The following is a 15,173-nucleotide window of genomic DNA, read 5'->3' on the forward strand; positions in this document are numbered from 1 at the left end:
TGCCCATTCTCTCTCTGGTGACGCCTGCATCATGTTTGTAAAGCTCATACGCTCCGTTGCAATCGGTTTGATTGTTGGTGGCCTTCTTCTGGCTGCTATGCCCTCTCTACGTCAGTTTAGTCCGTTGTCGACGCCCAAATTTGACAGCGCTGACGACACGCCGGTGAGCTACAACCAGGCGGTACGTCGCGCCGCGCCTGCCGTGGTTAACGTCTATAACCGCAGCGTGAATGCCTCCGCCAATAACCAGCTGGAGATCCGCACCCTGGGGTCAGGGGTGATCATGGACGAGCGCGGCTACATCATTACCAACAAGCATGTGATCAATGACGCCGACCAGATTATCGTCGCCTTACAGGATGGCCGGGTGTTTGAAGCCCTGCTGGTTGGATCCGATGCCTTAACCGATCTGGCGGTGCTGAAAGTCAACGCCACCGGCGGCCTGCCGGTGATCCCCATCAACCGTAAACGCATGCCGCATATCGGCGATGTGGTGATGGCGATCGGCAACCCGTACAACCTCGGGCAGACCATTACTCAGGGGATCGTCAGCGCCACCGGTCGTATTGGCCTGAACCCGTCAGGACGGCAGAACTTCCTGCAAACTGACGCCTCCATTAACCACGGCAACTCCGGCGGCGCGCTGGTTAACTCGCTGGGTGAATTAATGGGCATCAACACCCTCTCCTTTGACAAGAGCAACGACGGCGAAACGCCGGAAGGTATCGGCTTTGCTATCCCCTTCCAGCTGGCGACCAAAATTATGGATAAGCTGATCCGCGACGGTCGGGTGATCCGCGGCTACATCGGCATCAGCGGCAGAGAGATCGCCCCGCTGCATACCCAGGGTGGCGGCATCGATCAGATCCAGGGGATTGTGGTGAACGAAGTGGCGCCGGACGGTCCGGCGGCGCGCGCAGGGATCCAGGTGAACGACGTGATTATCTCGGTGAACAATAAACCGGCGGTATCGGCGCTGGAAACTATGGATCAGGTGGCGGAGATCCGCCCGGGTTCAGAAATTCCGGTTGAGGTGATGCGCGAAGATAAGAAGCTGTCCCTTAAGGTCACTATCCAGGAATACCCCGCCACTACATAGCAGACGTAAAAAAGCCGGAACAATATTCCGGCTTTTTAGCATGCAGAGACTGCCCAGACCGTTACTGGTTAACGAACTCTTCGCCCAGCTGAATGTCTTTTTTCAGCGTTTCCAGCATGCCTTCCATCGCGCTTTGTTCAAAGGCGCTCAGTGTGCCGATGGACTGACGCTCTTCCACGCCATTTTTGCCCAGCAGCAGCGGCTGCGAGAAGAAGCGGGCGTGTTCGCCATCGCCTTCAACATATGCGCATTCCACCACGCCTTTTTCACCTGACAGCGCACGCACCAGCGATAAACCAAAGCGCGCAGCGGCCTGACCCATCGACAGCGTAGCGGAACCGCCACCGGCCTTCGCTTCCACCACTTCAGTACCCGCGTTCTGGATACGTTTGGTCAGATCGGCCACTTCCTGATCGGTAAAGCTCACGCCCGGGATCTGCGACAGCAGCGGCAGAATGGTCACGCCAGAGTGTCCGCCGATAACCGGCACTTCCACCTCACCCGGTTGCTTGCCTTTCAGCTCAGCAACAAAGGTGTTGGAACGGATGATGTCCAGCGTGGTGACGCCAAACAGTTTGTTCTTGTCGTAAACACCGGCTTTTTTCAGCACTTCTGCCGCGATAGCGACGGTGGTGTTTACCGGGTTGGTGATGATACCCACACAGGCGCCCGGACAGGTTTTCGCCACCTGGCTGACCAGATTCTTCACGATACCGGCGTTAACGTTGAACAGATCGGAGCGATCCATCCCTGGCTTACGGGCAACGCCTGCGGAGATCAGCACCACGTCCGCGCCTTCCAGCGCAGGGGTGGCGTCTTCGCCGGAGAAACCTTTAATTTTTACAGCGGTAGGGATATGACTCAAATCAACTGCCACGCCTGGCGTAACCGGCGCGATGTCGTACAGAGAGAGTTCCGAGCCTGAAGGCAGTTGGGTCTTGAGAAGAAGGGCAAGCGCCTGGCCGATACCACCTGCCGCGCCGAGGACTGCAACTTTCATCCTAAACTCCTTATTATGGTAAGGTAAATATGTTGAAACCGTTGCTGGCGACCTTTAAAACTTCGGTAAATGTTAACAATATCCATGACAAAAGAATGCGGCCTCGCACGCTTTTAGCATCATTCACTTCCTGTTGCCCTTTGGGGGAAACTGCATGGCTTTATAGCGTCAGCAACCGAGCCGTGGCGGTACAATACACCCACTAAAGCCCTCAAAACAACATCAATTTGATAACATTTAATTTACTTTTAACCAAATCAGAGACACGTGACGCAGGCATGTTTATCGATAACGTTTTTTGATAAAATCCCGCCCTTTCATTACATTATTTCAGCCTTTAATCAGGCTGAGAATTTGCATAAAAATTCATTTATATGCATAATAATGGTGTTTCTCTCGCCATTCCACGGGTGACTTATGCGAAGTTCGGCCAAACAAGAAGAATTAATTAAAGCGTTTAAAGCGCTGCTTAAAGAAGAAAAATTCAGCTCCCAGGGTGAAATCGTGCTCGCATTGCAGGAGCAGGGTTTCGATAACATCAACCAGTCTAAAGTCTCGCGCATGCTGACCAAATTTGGTGCGGTACGCACCCGCAACGCGAAGATGGAGATGGTGTACTGCCTGCCTGCCGAGCTGGGCGTTCCGACGACTTCCAGCCCGCTGAAGAACCTGGTGCTGGATATTGATTACAACGCGGCAGTAGTGGTTATTCACACCAGTCCGGGCGCGGCGCAGCTGATTGCCCGTCTGCTGGACTCCTTAGGCAAGTCGGAAGGTATTCTCGGCACCATCGCCGGTGATGATACGATTTTCACCACGCCGGCCAGCGGCTTTACTGTCAAAGAGCTGTATGAAGCGATCCTTGTGCTATTTGAGCAGGAGCTGTAAAAACCACCTCATCAACGGGTAGCTATTGGGGGATACCACTGCGGTTTTCCCCTTTTCCGCTATTTATCACCCACATTTCTTTAACAGAAAGTGCGATTTTCTGTCCCATTACATTCACCCAGTGAATAAAACCGCACAAAAAATCAAAATCATCTATCACTCTGATTTTTATATTGATCCTTTCCGCGCGTGACAAAAATTCGCCATTTTTAATGCTTTTCAGGAATAAAAAGAGTTAATTTTGTAACCAAAACCACACTGAAACCATTAGCATGGTATTAATTATTCGCGTGATTAGTGTATACTTGATTCTGTGATGAAGGTCACAAAGAAAGGCCTTCAGTAAAAGAATTCGACGAGGTAAACAACATGAAAATCAAAACCACTGTAGCCGCCCTGAGCATCCTTTCCGTCCTGTCCTTCGGCGCATCTGCCGCGAACGTTATCGGCAGCGATCAGGCACAGGCCCGCCAGTCAATCGGTACCGTTTCCGTCGGTGGCGTTAACTCCTCTCCGATGGATATGCGTGCCGCACTGGATAAAAAAGCTCAGCAAGAAGGTGCGTCTTCTTACCGCATTATCGAAGCACGTACCGGTGACAGCTGGCACGCCACTGCTGAACTCTATAAATAATTCCCTCCGTAGTGCTATATGATTGCCCCTGCCCTGCAGGGGCTTTTTTGTTTCAGGCCCGCACGTTGAAGCGCAGCGCCCCTTCCAGTTCTTCTTCTGCTTCATCAAATAGCAGGATCAGCGCGCCATAGCGCCGACGCTCTTTATCCGCCAGATGCAGAAACTCGATCTCCAGCGGTACGGGTAAAGCGCCCCCTGTCACCACATCCCAGAGAGAATCCAGATCGTGCACCTTTGCCCGCTCAATATTAAAGGCGCGCGCAAATTCACGGTAAAAATCCGTCTGGTCCTCAATCTCATCAAAATCAAAAGTGTAGATAGTATTCATTGCCAGCCATCCCGCGCGCACGGGCGGCGAGAGCCGCCGCTGATGTTTATAATCCCCCCAGATGCAGGGTTTTCACTTCCATAAATTCTTCCAGCCCCAGCACCGAGCCTTCGCGACCCAGCCCTGACTCTTTTACGCCGCCGAAGGGGGCCAGCTCGGTCGAAACCGCACACTCGTTGACGCCAATCATGCCGCTTTCAATGGCCTGCGAGACACGGAATACCCGCGCCAGATTTTGCGTATAGAAATAGGCCGCAAGGCCGAACGGCGTATCGTTGGCGCGGCGGATCACCTCTTCTTCCGAGGTAAAGCGGAAGCAGGCGGCCAGCGGCCCGAACGTTTCCTCGGCGGCCAGCTTCATGCCATCGCTACAGTCGCCCAGTACCGTCGGCTCCCAGAAATTGCCGCCCAGCGCATGCGCTTTACCGCCTGCCAGCACTTTCGCGCCTTTCGCCACGGCATCCTCGACGTGTTCGCGTACCTTATCTACTGCGGAAGGTTCAATCAGCGGGCCGACCACCACGCCCTCTTCCACGCCATTACCCACTTTCAGAGCGCTGACGGCGCTCGCCAGCTTGCTGACAAAGGTGTCATACACTGACTCATGGATATAAAAACGGTTAACGCTGACGCACACCTGCCCGGCGTTACGGAATTTATTGGCAATCGCCCCCTGCACTGCCGCGTCAATATCAGCATCTTCGAAGACGATATAGGGCGCGTTGCCGCCCAGCTCCATCGACACCTTTTTCATGGTGTCCGCCGCGTTGCGCATCAGCGTTTTGCCAACCGCCGTCGATCCGGTAAAGGAGATTTTGCGCACCTCCGGACTGGCCATAATGGCGTCGCTGATTTCCGCCGTGGTGCCTGCCACGGCGTTCAGTACGCCATCCGGCACCCCGGCTTTTTTCGCCAGCTGGATCAGGGCAAAGGCGCTGAGCGGCGTATTATTTGCAGGTTTGATCAAAGCAGTGCAGCCTGCCGCCAGCGCCGGGCCGAGCTTACGGGTCAGCATCGCCATCGGGAAGTTCCATGGCGTGATCGCCGCCACTACGCCCACCGGTTCGCGGGTGGCAAAGATGCGTGAGCCCGCTTTGGCAGGCGGGATGATTTCGCCGTTGGCGCGCTTGGCCTGCTCAGCAAACCATTGAATAAAGCTGGCGGCATAGTCCACTTCGCCTTCCGCTTCTTTCAGTGGTTTGCCCTGTTCGGCGGTCATCAGCTGTCCCAGCCAGCTTTTATTCTCGATAATCAGTTCATACCAGCGATAGAGGATCGCAGAGCGTTCTTTAGCGGTTTTCGCGCGCCAGGCGGGAAAGGCACGGCTGGCGGCGGCAATGGCCTCTTCCGTCTCTTTCTTACCGGCTTTCGCGACTTTCGCTATGACCTCGCCCGTTGCCGGGTTGGTGACCTCAAAGGTCGTTTCCAGTTTTTTCCATACTCCATCAACAAAATAACCTGTCTGGAATAGCGCATGATCCTGAAGTGCCTGCGTTGTCATATATCCTCCTGAGCCTCGGTTTTCGGGCAATGAAGTTAAGTATAGCCATAAAAAAACCGACGCTTCTGGCGTCGGTTTGTGGGCTTAACTGTCAGTCAGCGCATGCTGATATTTGTGGAGCATATCCACCAGCCGCTTCACAGGATGAGTGACCTGATCCGGCGCGGAGCAGCTGTGCAGCTTCTCCTGATACACATCAAGCTCACCCAGCAGCTGCGTAAAGTAGCGCCGCCGTTTGTGGTCGCTGGTGGCCGACATCACCTGATCCGCCGTGCGTCGTAACTGGCGATGCCAGGCCGACAGCTCGGCGTTCACCGGTACCGGAGCGTCACGCAGGCGCTGGTGGGCGATGATCAGCGTCAGCGCCAGACGGAATTTGGCGACATCATCCGGAAATTTGCTCAGCAGTAAAAACAACTGCTGATATAGCGCCGGCAGATGGTTTTCTTTACGTCGGGCGGTATTGGTGGTCAGGGACGATACCGCCGCGGACATAAACTGATTGAGCAGCATCCGTCCGGTACGTGCGCGGGAGTTATCCCGCACCAGCACAATCACCGTGAACGCCAGGATACAGCCGACAATCTGCCCCAGCGCGCTGTCAAGAAAGCGGCTGAATTCAAAGGTCATCGGGTTATCCAGCACAATAATATTGATGGTGCTCGCCAGCGCGCCAAGGGATCCCAGCCGCCGTTTCTGCACTTCAATGCCGATAAAGAAGGCCAGCACCGCAAGGCTGATGCACAGCAACAGCATGCTTTGCTGCGTGGAGGGGATCACCACCAAGAAGTAGAACGCCCCCAGGGGTAAGGCCGCCAGCGTACCGTACACAAAATCAATCGCCACCATGCGCGGGTTAGGCAGGCGCATCGCCAGCGAGGTCACCACCGCGATCATCACCATCGCGCCGTTACCCGAGGTCCAGCCCGTCCACAGCCAGAACAGCGTGCCGAGAATACAGGAGAGCGTGGTGCGCCAGAAGTTCACCATCGCATGATGGCGCTCGGCGGACCCGGCTTTAACCACAGTTTCGCCTTCCAGCACCTCTTCTTCCGTGGCGCTGATTTTGGTGTTGCCGATCACCCCGCGCCTGAGCAGCAGATAGCGCGTTGCCGCCCCGACCCAGCTGTAAATCGTCACCGGCGTGTCGCGTTCGCCGGTCCAGATAATCACCCGGCGTATGCGCTTGAGCTGTTTATGTACGTCCTGCGCGGTTTCTACCGGCTCCGCAAAGAGTTCGCGGAAGGTGTCGGTCACCGCTTCCGGTCGGGTGTTCTGAATAAGCCAGGTTTCACAGGCCTGAGTGATCAGCGTCAGCGACAGGGTGTTAATCACTTTCAGCCGCCGGTTCGCCCGCGCCCAGCGGGAGGATTCCATATTCAGGTTGCTGCGCATCCCTTCCAGCGCCGTGGTACGGCGCACCAGCGCGCCCCAGGCTTTATCCATCTCTTCGCCGCTGCCATGCGCGATGCATAACTGCATCAGCTGGTATTGCGCCACCAGCAGGCTGTCGAGTTCGCGGTCGATCTCCTGTTTGATGGAGCGGGGTGAAAACAGCAAATCGGCGACGATGGCACAAACGATCCCCAGTACGATCTCACTGCATCGCTCCACCGCAAACTGCGGCGTGAGTAATGGCTCGTACTGAATGGTGATGACGATGATCAGCGCCGTATAACCCGCCAGTCCCCAGGCGTAGGAGTTTTCGACACGCACCAGCGAGGAGACCCAGGTACAAAATCCGGCCCAGATACAGCAAACCACCAGCATCAGCAGCGGCGCGCGGATCATCAGAATAATGATGGTCAGCGCCGCCACGCAGCCGATAAAGGTGCCGATAATACGCAGCATGCCGCGGTAACGGATCGCCCCGGAGTAAGGTTCTCCCCCCGCCGCAAACGCCGGGCCTGCGGCAACGATCGCCGCCGTCAGCACTGCCCAGCGTGGGGTTTCAAGCTGGAAGTGAAAGCCGACGAACAGCGCCAGCACAATGGCGCACGCCAGTTTCAGGGCGAAGCGAATGTGCTGTGTGGCGATGGAAAAAATGCCCATCATGCTTAACCAAACTCACGCAGACGATGAGCCAGTTTACGGAAGAAGGAGTCCTGGCTTTCGTCCCGGTCTTTTTCACCGGTGATCACCACCGTGGCCGTGGTCCCGGCGGGCCAGACATTCTCTTTCTGATTGTCCAGGCGAATACGCACCGGCACGCGTTGCGCCAGGCGGACCCATTCAAGATTGGAGTCAATGGTCGCCATGCCTTTGGCGTCACGGCTGCTGCTGGCGTTGGTGACCCCGGCGGCGACGCTGTCTACCGTGCCTTTAAGCACCCGGTTACTGCCCAGCGGCGTAATTTCGGCGCGATAGCCGGTTCGCACACCTTCCAGCTTGGTCTCTTCCATATAGGCGAGTACATAAAATGAATTTTGTTTGACCAGCGCCACCGCCGTCGAACCGCGGGTTATAAATTCCCCGGTATAGACGTTCAGGTTGGTCACCCAGCCTGCGGCCGGGGCGCGGATAACGGTACGTTCGAGATCGAGTTTTGCCAGATCCAGCGTCGCCTGCGCTTTCGCCTGCTGGTGGATCACCGTCTGCAAGACGTTGTTGGACTGCTCGATCTCCTCGCGGGACATCGCCTGGATGCCTAATTTATTACGACGTCCGGCTTCGCGGCGTTTTTCACTTGCCAGCGCGCGGTAGTACGCCACGTCAGCCTCGGCTTCTTCGACGGCTTTTTGATAGCGCGGCCGGTCGATGGTGAACAGCACCTGGTCTTTCTGCACCAGCTGGTTATCGTGAACCTTCACATCGGTGATCAGCCCCGCGACATCCGGCGCGATGGCGACCACATCGGCACTAAAACGCGCGTCACGCGTCCATGGCGATTCGGTGTAATAGACCCATGCGCGAAAGATGGCGATGAATGCCAGAATAACCATCACCACGGTGATGGCGGTACGGGTAAAATTTCTTGTTAGTGTTTTCACATCTACCTCAGTCGAACAGGCGCGTCAGTAAATAAAATAAGCAGCAATATAGCGCTGTATTAAACAATGCCGGGTGCCAGACAAAGTCATAGATACCTGTCGGGAGCAGCAGACGGCGCACCAGCCAGAACAGCGCCAGTGATATAAGTAACTCAAAGAATATCGGTGGGAACGACAGACCGAACACCACGACCACGGGAAACAGACTCATGTTGACCTTGATTAACGCATGCAGGAGACAATTATTATTCACGTCACCGCAGGGATTAGGGCCAGAAAGGCCAGGCGAGAGTGACGTATCTATTATTCAGCTAACTATATATTAGCGTAACTGTTATGCTGTCATCTATATAGTGTGATCTAAATCACTTTTAAGCCAGAGTGAACAATGGAACGATTAAAACGCATGTCGGTGTTTGCCCGCGTCGTCGAACTGGGTTCGTTCACCGCTGCCGCGCGACAGCTGCATATGAGCGTCTCCTCTATCAGCCAGACCGTCTCGAAGCTGGAAGATGAGTTGCAAGTGAAGTTGCTTAACCGCAGCACCCGCAGCCTGGCGCTGACCGAAGCCGGTAAAATTTATTATCAGGGCTGCCGACGGATGCTGCATGAAGTACAGGACGTGCATGAACAGCTCTACGCTTTTAATAACACGCCCATCGGTACGCTGCGCATCGGCTGTTCTTCAACCATGGCGCAAAATGTCCTCGCCGGGATGACTGCCCGGATGCTGAAGGATTACCCCGGCCTGACGGTGAATCTGGTGACGGGGATCCCCGCCCCCGATCTTATTGCCGACGGGCTGGACGTGGTGATCCGCGTGGGGGCATTGCAGGATTCGAGCCTTTTTTCCCGCCGTCTGGGGGCGATGCCGATGGTGGTGTGCGCCGCGAAAAGCTATCTGGCGCAGTACGGCATTCCTGAAAAACCCGCCGATCTGAGCAATCACTCCTGGCTGGAGTACAGCGTGCGCCCGGATAACGAATTCGAGCTGATCGCCCCTGAAGGGCTATCCACGCGCCTGATCCCGCAGGGCCGTTTTGTCACTAACGATCCGATGACGCTAACCCGCTGGCTGACCGCCGGGGCCGGAGTGGCCTATGTGCCGCTGATGTGGGTGATCGATGAGATCAACCGCGGCACGCTGGAGATCTTATTTCCGCGCTACCAGTCAGATCCACGCCCGGTTTACGCCCTTTATACCGAAAAGGACAAGCTGCCGCTCAAGGTGCAGGTGTGTATTAACTATCTGACGGATTATTTTGTTGAGGTGGCGAACCTGTTTCAGGCGATGCGCGGACGGGCGAAAGAGAAATGATGTAGGCCCGGCAAGCGCAGCGCCGCCGGGCAATTTCACGCAATAAATTACGCCGTACCGCCTACGGTCAGGTTATCCACTTTCAGCGTCGGCTGACCCACACCGACCGGCAGGCTCTGCCCTTCTTTACCGCATACGCCCACGCCGCTGTCGAGTTGCAGATCGTTACCGACCATCGACACCTGCTGCATGGCTTCGATACCGGAGCCGATCAGCGTGGCGCCTTTCACCGGCGTCGTCACTTTACCGTTTTCAATCAGATAAGCTTCGGACGTTGAGAAAACGAATTTACCGGAGGTGATATCCACCTGACCGCCGCCAAAGTTTGGCGCGTAGATGCCGTATTCGACGGATTCAATAATCTCCTGCGGCGTGGATTGCCCCGCCAGCATGTAGGTATTGGTCATGCGCGGCATCGGTAAATGGGCATAGGATTCGCGGCGGCCGTTACCGGTTGGCGCGACGCCCATCAGACGGGCGTTCAGCTTGTCCTGCATATAGCCTTTCAGCACGCCTTTCTCGATCAGCACGTTGTACTGGCCTGGCGTACCTTCATCATCAATTGCTACCGAGCCGCGACGATCGTGCATCGTGCCGTCATCAACGATGGTACAGAGTTCGGAGGCCACCAGCTGGCCCATCTGTCCGCTGAACACGGAGGTGCCGCGACGGTTGAAGTCCCCTTCCAGACCGTGACCGACCGCTTCGTGCAGCAGCACGCCCGGCCAGCCCGCGCCCAGCACCACCGGCAGCGTACCGGCAGGGGCCGCCACGGCGGAGAGATTAACCAGCGCCATACGCACAGCTTCTTTCGCCCACGCATCCGCACGGACTTCACCGCCCGCATCGGCGAGGAACCATTCATAGCCGAAACGACCGCCGCCGCCGCTTGAGCCACGCTCGCGCTTGCCCTGATCTTCCACCTGCACGCTGACCGACAGACGAACCAGCGGACGGACATCCGCCGCCAGCGTGCCGTCAGTCGCGGCCACCAGGATCAGTTCATAAACACCGGTGAGGCTGGCATTCACTTCCTGTACGCGCTTATCTGCGGCACGGGCCACCGCATTCACGCGGCGCAGAATGTCTAGCTTCTCTTCGCGGGTCATGCTTTGCAGCGGATCGACGCTGGTATAGAGCGCGCCATACTCCACCGCGCCCAGGGTTTTCACTTTACCGTCGCCGCTGTCGCGCACGATAGTGCGTGCCGCCTGCGCGCTCTGTTCCAGCGCCAGCAGGCTGATCTGATCGGCGTAAGCAAAGCCCGTTTTTTCACCGCTTACCGCCCGCACGCCGACGCCCTGGTCGATGTGATACGAGCCGTCTTTAATGATGTTGTCTTCTAAAACCCAGGACTCGTGATAGCTCGACTGGAAATAGAGATCGCCGTAATCAAGACGGCGCTCGGCCAGCTGGCCAAGAATGGAAAACAGATCCTGATGATTCAGGCCATTCGCCGTTAGCAATTGTTCACTAACCAGATTCAAACTCGTCATGTTGCTACTCTTTGGTTGCCGCCAGGTTAGCGGTAGAAATCATATCTATTGAGAGTGAGGCAATTACTCGCCCCCGTCAAATCATTGCTTCGCCGGGCTACGCGGCTGGCGCAGCACTTCATTAATTTGTGGTTTATCCATGGTGCCGGTGATCTGGTAGCGCAGGATGGAGACTTTATTCCACAAGGGCCCCAGCACTTTACTGGCGGCGAATACCGCTGCGCCGACGATGGGGTTAACCGCAAAAGCGGCCGCCACGCCGACGGTAGCGGAGATTTCCGGCGCCACCACGGCTTCCACGTCGAGTTTACGGCGAACCAGGTCTACCGATCCTTTCATGGCGATATCCGCTTCCAGGCCATCCACCAGGGTGTCATCGGTATGCAGCACGCCATCTTTGATCCAGGCGGTGCTGCGGATGGAGTCAAAGTAGAATCCTTCGCTGAAGGTGTCGCTGAAATCAAACCGCAGCTTGCGCAGCAGCGCGTCGAAACTTACCAGGCGCAGCAGCTGCCCGGCGCGTCCGGTGCTGACATCCGCGATCTCGCCGTTACCCAGCCGGGTGCGCAGAATACCATTGAGGGAGGCCTCTTCCGGCTGCCAGGGCGTATTACGCCAGTGCAAATCGTAATCGACGTCAAAAGGCGCTTCCCGCAGTGGCGTGGTAACACCAAAGAAATTGGTCGCCGCGTCGATCTTATCCCCCTTCAGTCTGCCCTTAATCGACGTGCGTTCGGCACCGGCGCGGTTGACCCATTCGCCGTTCGCCGTCAGACGGGCAAAGCCGCTGTCCAGCAGACCATTCTTCAGGGTTAAGGTGTCGCCATTGATCGTGAAATCGCCGTCGAGCCGCCCGTATTTTTGTCCCCAGAACCAGCACTCCGCGCAGCGTAATTGCAGATCAGGCCAGCCGCTGAAATCGATCTGCCGTTTGGTAAGCAGCGTCGTCGGCGACAGCGGATCGCGCTCGGCCGCCGCCGGGTTGTAATAGAGATAGCGGATCGCCGCCTGCCAGGGAGCGTTATCCAGCATCGTGACAGTAGCATTGATTTCACGTCCCTGGGCTTCGACTTTAGCACCGCCCGCTACCGGCTGCTTCACGATGCTCAGGTTGTTCCATTGCTGCCCGCCGAGCGTCAGCGCCGGGGTACGCAGGGTAATGCTTTCCGGGAAGGCCGTCGCGCTACTGACGTTATTCGCCACGCCCTGCTGGAGCAACGCCATCCACTGCGCGCCATCCAGCGGCGGCAGATTCAGCTCCACGCCTGCGGTTTCCGGCAGCGGCGGCAGCGTCCGGCTTTCCGACGTCCAGATAGCGCGGTCCAGGGTCAGCTTTTTACCCAGCAGCCAGCGGCTGTTGAAATGGCTGTCGCTGCCCGCTTTGCCCGTCAGATCGAAACGCCGCAGGTCGCCTTCCACTTTCACCGTTAACGGCAACGGCTGACCGGCGGCTTTTTCCAGCGGCGAAGGCAGACGGCTGGCGATATTTTTTAAGTCGCCTTTGATATCCACGTTGTAGCGCGCACCGGCATGATAAGGCAGCTCGATGCCCACTTTGCCATTCCAGGCGGCGCTACCGCTGACGGCATCGCGCAGCTGTTTCGGCAGCGCCTCTATGCCCGCAGGCTGCCAGTTACCGTTCAGATCTACCGCCACCTGATAGGCCTTTTCGCCCTCGGTGGTGGAGAAATTCACGTTAAGCGGCTGATTAAACCAGCGGGCGGTCAGCGGCTCGCTTTTCAGATTGCCGTTCTCAAAGCTGAACTGGCCGCTTAAATTATGCAGCGTGCTGTTCAGCGGCTTAATAAACAGGCTGTTATTATTCAGGCGCACGTCGCCTTTGGCGGTCGTCATTTCGCCATCCAGCGGAATATCGAGGTGTAAGCGAGCGCTTACATCGCCATCAAGCTGAAGCTCTTCCAGCGTGGCGCCCAGCGAATCTTTCAGCGGCGTGTCGTTGAAATAGGGCCCCACTGCTTTGCCTGGCCCGCTGATATCAGCATCGATCAGCAGTTTTTCTTTCAGGTAATCCGGGATCACCGCCGTCAGATTATGACCTTTCACACCGCCAAGGTTGACCTCATCGGTCCTCATCCACAGGCCGTCATTAAGGAAGTCCAGTTCCATATCGAGATTTTTAAGCGCCGGCCAGCCAGGCTGGAACGCGAAGGTGGCGTTACGCAGCGGCACCAGCACTTCGAACTGGCCTTCGTTATGTTTATAGGGGAACAGATGCGGATTACCGCCGTACACCAGGGTGGCGTTATCCACCTGGCCGCCCTGGATTGCGCCGCTCAGGTAATCCACCAGCGCTTTACCCATCAGGTTTTCCGGGAAGTACCGCCAGGCCTGTCCGGCATCATCGGTGCTGATCCCGGCGAGAATGCCAAGCCAGGGTTCATCTCCGGCAGGTTGCAGATAACGAAAATCGCCGCGCGCATGAACGCCCGTGCCTTTGACATCAATCTGCCGACCATCGAGCTGGAAACCTTTGTCATTTTTCAGCCAGTTAAGTGTGGCGACGCCCTTTTCGATTTCCAGCGGCGCGCGGAATACCGTTTTGTAGGGCATTTTCGCATCGGTGACGCTGCCGGTCAGCCTGCCGTCGTCCACGCTGCCGGAGAGCGTACCGGTAAAGTGCTCGACGCCCGGCAGCATTTTCCATTGCTGCCAGGCAAGATTGTTCCAGTTCGCCTGAAAGCGGGTTTTTTCAGTCGCCTGAAGGGGAATATCCAGCGCCAGCTTTTCGATTTGCCCGGTCGGCTGCATGGCGCGCCAGATTTCGCCCAGCGCAGGCGAGAGTTTTTCGGCAATGGGCAGCAGGCCGTCCAGCCCGTTCAGTTCCAGATGGCTGGCGCGCACGCGCAGTTCGTCGCTGCGTACGCCCTTCGCCCCGCCCACTTCCTGCGCCGGAACCCAGGCCAGCGACAGCGCGCCTTTCGGCCACGGCTTGTCATCCATGGTGATACGGGTTTCGGGAATATCGAACTGCCAGCCCTGCTGCTGGCGGGTGACGTGCGCCGTCAGATTATCAACTGACAAACGGTGCGGCTGGCTATCGCCTTTCCAGCTGGCGCCGCCTTTTTTCAGCCAGACATCGCCCCCCGACACTTCGCCTTTGCTCAGCGTCAGCCAGCCCTCAAGGCTAAAGCGCGCGGTTTGCAGGGCGACGTTATCCTGCATCCATTTGCCAAGCCAGGGTTTGACGTCAATATCATCGGCCTGTAGCCATACGCGGCCATGGTTGAGCAGCCCTTCGTCGTCACGCAGATCCATACGCACTTTCATCACGCCGTGTTGTCCGGTAAGGCTGGAGAGGCTGACTTCGCCTTCGGCACGGTGACGGGCTTTGCCGTTAAGCCACGTCAGCTGTGGCACCGCCAGCTCGGCCCGCTGTCCGGATGGCGTCAGGAAACTGATATGGCTGTCGCGCAGATCGAAATGGTCGAACTGGCGGAGGAACAGATCGCTCAGACGGCTGGTTTCCATGCCCTCGCTGTCATTGCTCTGTTGCAGGGGCGTATTGGTATGAACCTGAAGCTGATAAAAGGTGAGATCGCGGAACTGCCAGCGCAGGTGCAGCAGGCTTTGCCAGACGTCGAGCGCCAGGGTGACGCGCTCAATGGACACCTCGCCGCCGTCTTTAAAACCGGCGTGGATGCCGCGTACGTCCAGCGTCGGGCCGAAGTTTTGCCAGCTGGCGGTAACCTGTTTTGCGTCTACCGGCACGCCGGAGGAGGATTCGATTTTCGCGAGGATGGCCGGACGCCAGCTGTCCAGATGCGGCAGCATCAGGCGCAGGCCGCTCACCAGCAGCGCAATGATGACAACCAATGTCGCCACAGTCAGCAGCAATATCCCCGGCAGTCGCCTCACGCATCTCTCCTTGTCAGCCCGCGCAACAGGCCTTGATCGTGTCG

12 protein-coding genes are annotated in these 15,173 nt (G+C 57.0%); 4 read left to right on the forward strand and 8 right to left on the reverse strand.

The features are described 5' to 3' along the window. The first annotated feature begins 31 nt into the window (after positions 1 to 31). Positions 32 to 1,099, forward strand: a complete 1,068-nt coding sequence (gene degS / locus BMF08_RS03150) for an outer membrane-stress sensor serine endopeptidase DegS (protein WP_072569545.1) — start codon at positions 32 to 34, stop codon at positions 1,097 to 1,099. A gap of 61 nt (positions 1,100 to 1,160) precedes the next feature. On the opposite strand, the gene mdh is transcribed toward degS, so the two are convergent. Beyond that, the gene (gene mdh, locus BMF08_RS03155) at positions 1,161 to 2,099 is read right to left on the reverse strand and encodes a malate dehydrogenase (RefSeq protein ID WP_072569544.1); all 939 of its coding nucleotides are present in this window, start codon (positions 2,097 to 2,099) and stop codon (positions 1,161 to 1,163) included. 417 nt (positions 2,100 to 2,516) lie between these two features. On the opposite strand from mdh, the gene argR reads away from it, so the two are divergent. Both argR and yhcN read left to right on the forward strand, forming a co-directional pair. Beyond that, positions 2,517 to 2,987: a transcriptional regulator ArgR gene (gene argR / locus BMF08_RS03165; protein WP_072569543.1), complete on the forward strand. Its 471-nt coding sequence runs from the start codon at positions 2,517 to 2,519 to the stop codon at positions 2,985 to 2,987. A 369-nt stretch (positions 2,988 to 3,356) separates the two neighbouring features. Continuing rightward, the gene (yhcN, locus tag BMF08_RS03170; protein WP_072569542.1) at positions 3,357 to 3,620 is read left to right on the forward strand and encodes a peroxide/acid stress response protein YhcN; all 264 of its coding nucleotides are present in this window, start codon (positions 3,357 to 3,359) and stop codon (positions 3,618 to 3,620) included. A 52-nt stretch (positions 3,621 to 3,672) separates the two neighbouring features. On the opposite strand, the gene BMF08_RS03175 is transcribed toward yhcN, so the two are convergent. The 5 genes from BMF08_RS03175 to aaeX all read right to left on the reverse strand — a co-directional run bounded on the left by BMF08_RS03175 (position 3,673) and on the right by aaeX (position 8,650). Further along, positions 3,673 to 3,948, reverse strand: a complete 276-nt coding sequence (locus BMF08_RS03175) for a barstar family protein (RefSeq protein ID WP_072569541.1) — start codon at positions 3,946 to 3,948, stop codon at positions 3,673 to 3,675. A 46-nt stretch (positions 3,949 to 3,994) separates the two neighbouring features. Beyond that, positions 3,995 to 5,449: an NAD-dependent succinate-semialdehyde dehydrogenase gene (locus BMF08_RS03180; protein WP_072569540.1), complete on the reverse strand. Its 1,455-nt coding sequence runs from the start codon at positions 5,447 to 5,449 to the stop codon at positions 3,995 to 3,997. An 84-nt stretch (positions 5,450 to 5,533) separates the two neighbouring features. Beyond that, positions 5,534 to 7,501, reverse strand: a complete 1,968-nt coding sequence (gene aaeB / locus BMF08_RS03185; RefSeq protein WP_072570126.1) for a p-hydroxybenzoic acid efflux pump subunit AaeB — start codon at positions 7,499 to 7,501, stop codon at positions 5,534 to 5,536. 5 nt (positions 7,502 to 7,506) lie between these two features. Next, positions 7,507 to 8,439, reverse strand: a complete 933-nt coding sequence (aaeA, locus tag BMF08_RS03190; protein ID WP_072569539.1) for a p-hydroxybenzoic acid efflux pump subunit AaeA — start codon at positions 8,437 to 8,439, stop codon at positions 7,507 to 7,509. Positions 8,440 to 8,446: 7 nt separating this feature from the next. Beyond that, positions 8,447 to 8,650, reverse strand: a complete 204-nt coding sequence (aaeX, locus tag BMF08_RS03195; RefSeq protein WP_072569538.1) for a p-hydroxybenzoic acid efflux pump operon protein AaeX — start codon at positions 8,648 to 8,650, stop codon at positions 8,447 to 8,449. Between the two features lie 177 nt (positions 8,651 to 8,827). Between aaeX and aaeR the strand changes: the two genes are divergently transcribed. Next, the gene (gene aaeR, locus BMF08_RS03200) at positions 8,828 to 9,757 is read left to right on the forward strand and encodes an HTH-type transcriptional activator AaeR (protein ID WP_072569537.1); all 930 of its coding nucleotides are present in this window, start codon (positions 8,828 to 8,830) and stop codon (positions 9,755 to 9,757) included. Between the two features lie 47 nt (positions 9,758 to 9,804). Here the strand turns inward: aaeR and tldD are convergent, their stop codons facing one another. Together tldD and yhdP are read right to left on the reverse strand one after the other, a co-directional pair. Further along, positions 9,805 to 11,253, reverse strand: coding sequence for a metalloprotease TldD (gene tldD / locus BMF08_RS03205; protein ID WP_072569536.1), 1,449 nt, complete (start codon positions 11,251 to 11,253; stop codon positions 9,805 to 9,807). An 81-nt stretch (positions 11,254 to 11,334) separates the two neighbouring features. Beyond that, positions 11,335 to 15,129 carry an AsmA2 domain-containing protein YhdP gene (gene yhdP, locus BMF08_RS03210; RefSeq protein WP_072569535.1) on the reverse strand — a complete coding sequence of 1,265 codons (3,795 nt, stop codon included), beginning with the start codon at positions 15,127 to 15,129 and terminating at the stop codon, positions 11,335 to 11,337. Positions 15,130 to 15,173 lie beyond the last annotated feature (44 nt).

It is taken from the genome of Enterobacter sp. SA187 (assembly GCF_001888805.2).
Classification (GTDB): domain Bacteria; phylum Pseudomonadota; class Gammaproteobacteria; order Enterobacterales; family Enterobacteriaceae; genus Enterobacter_D.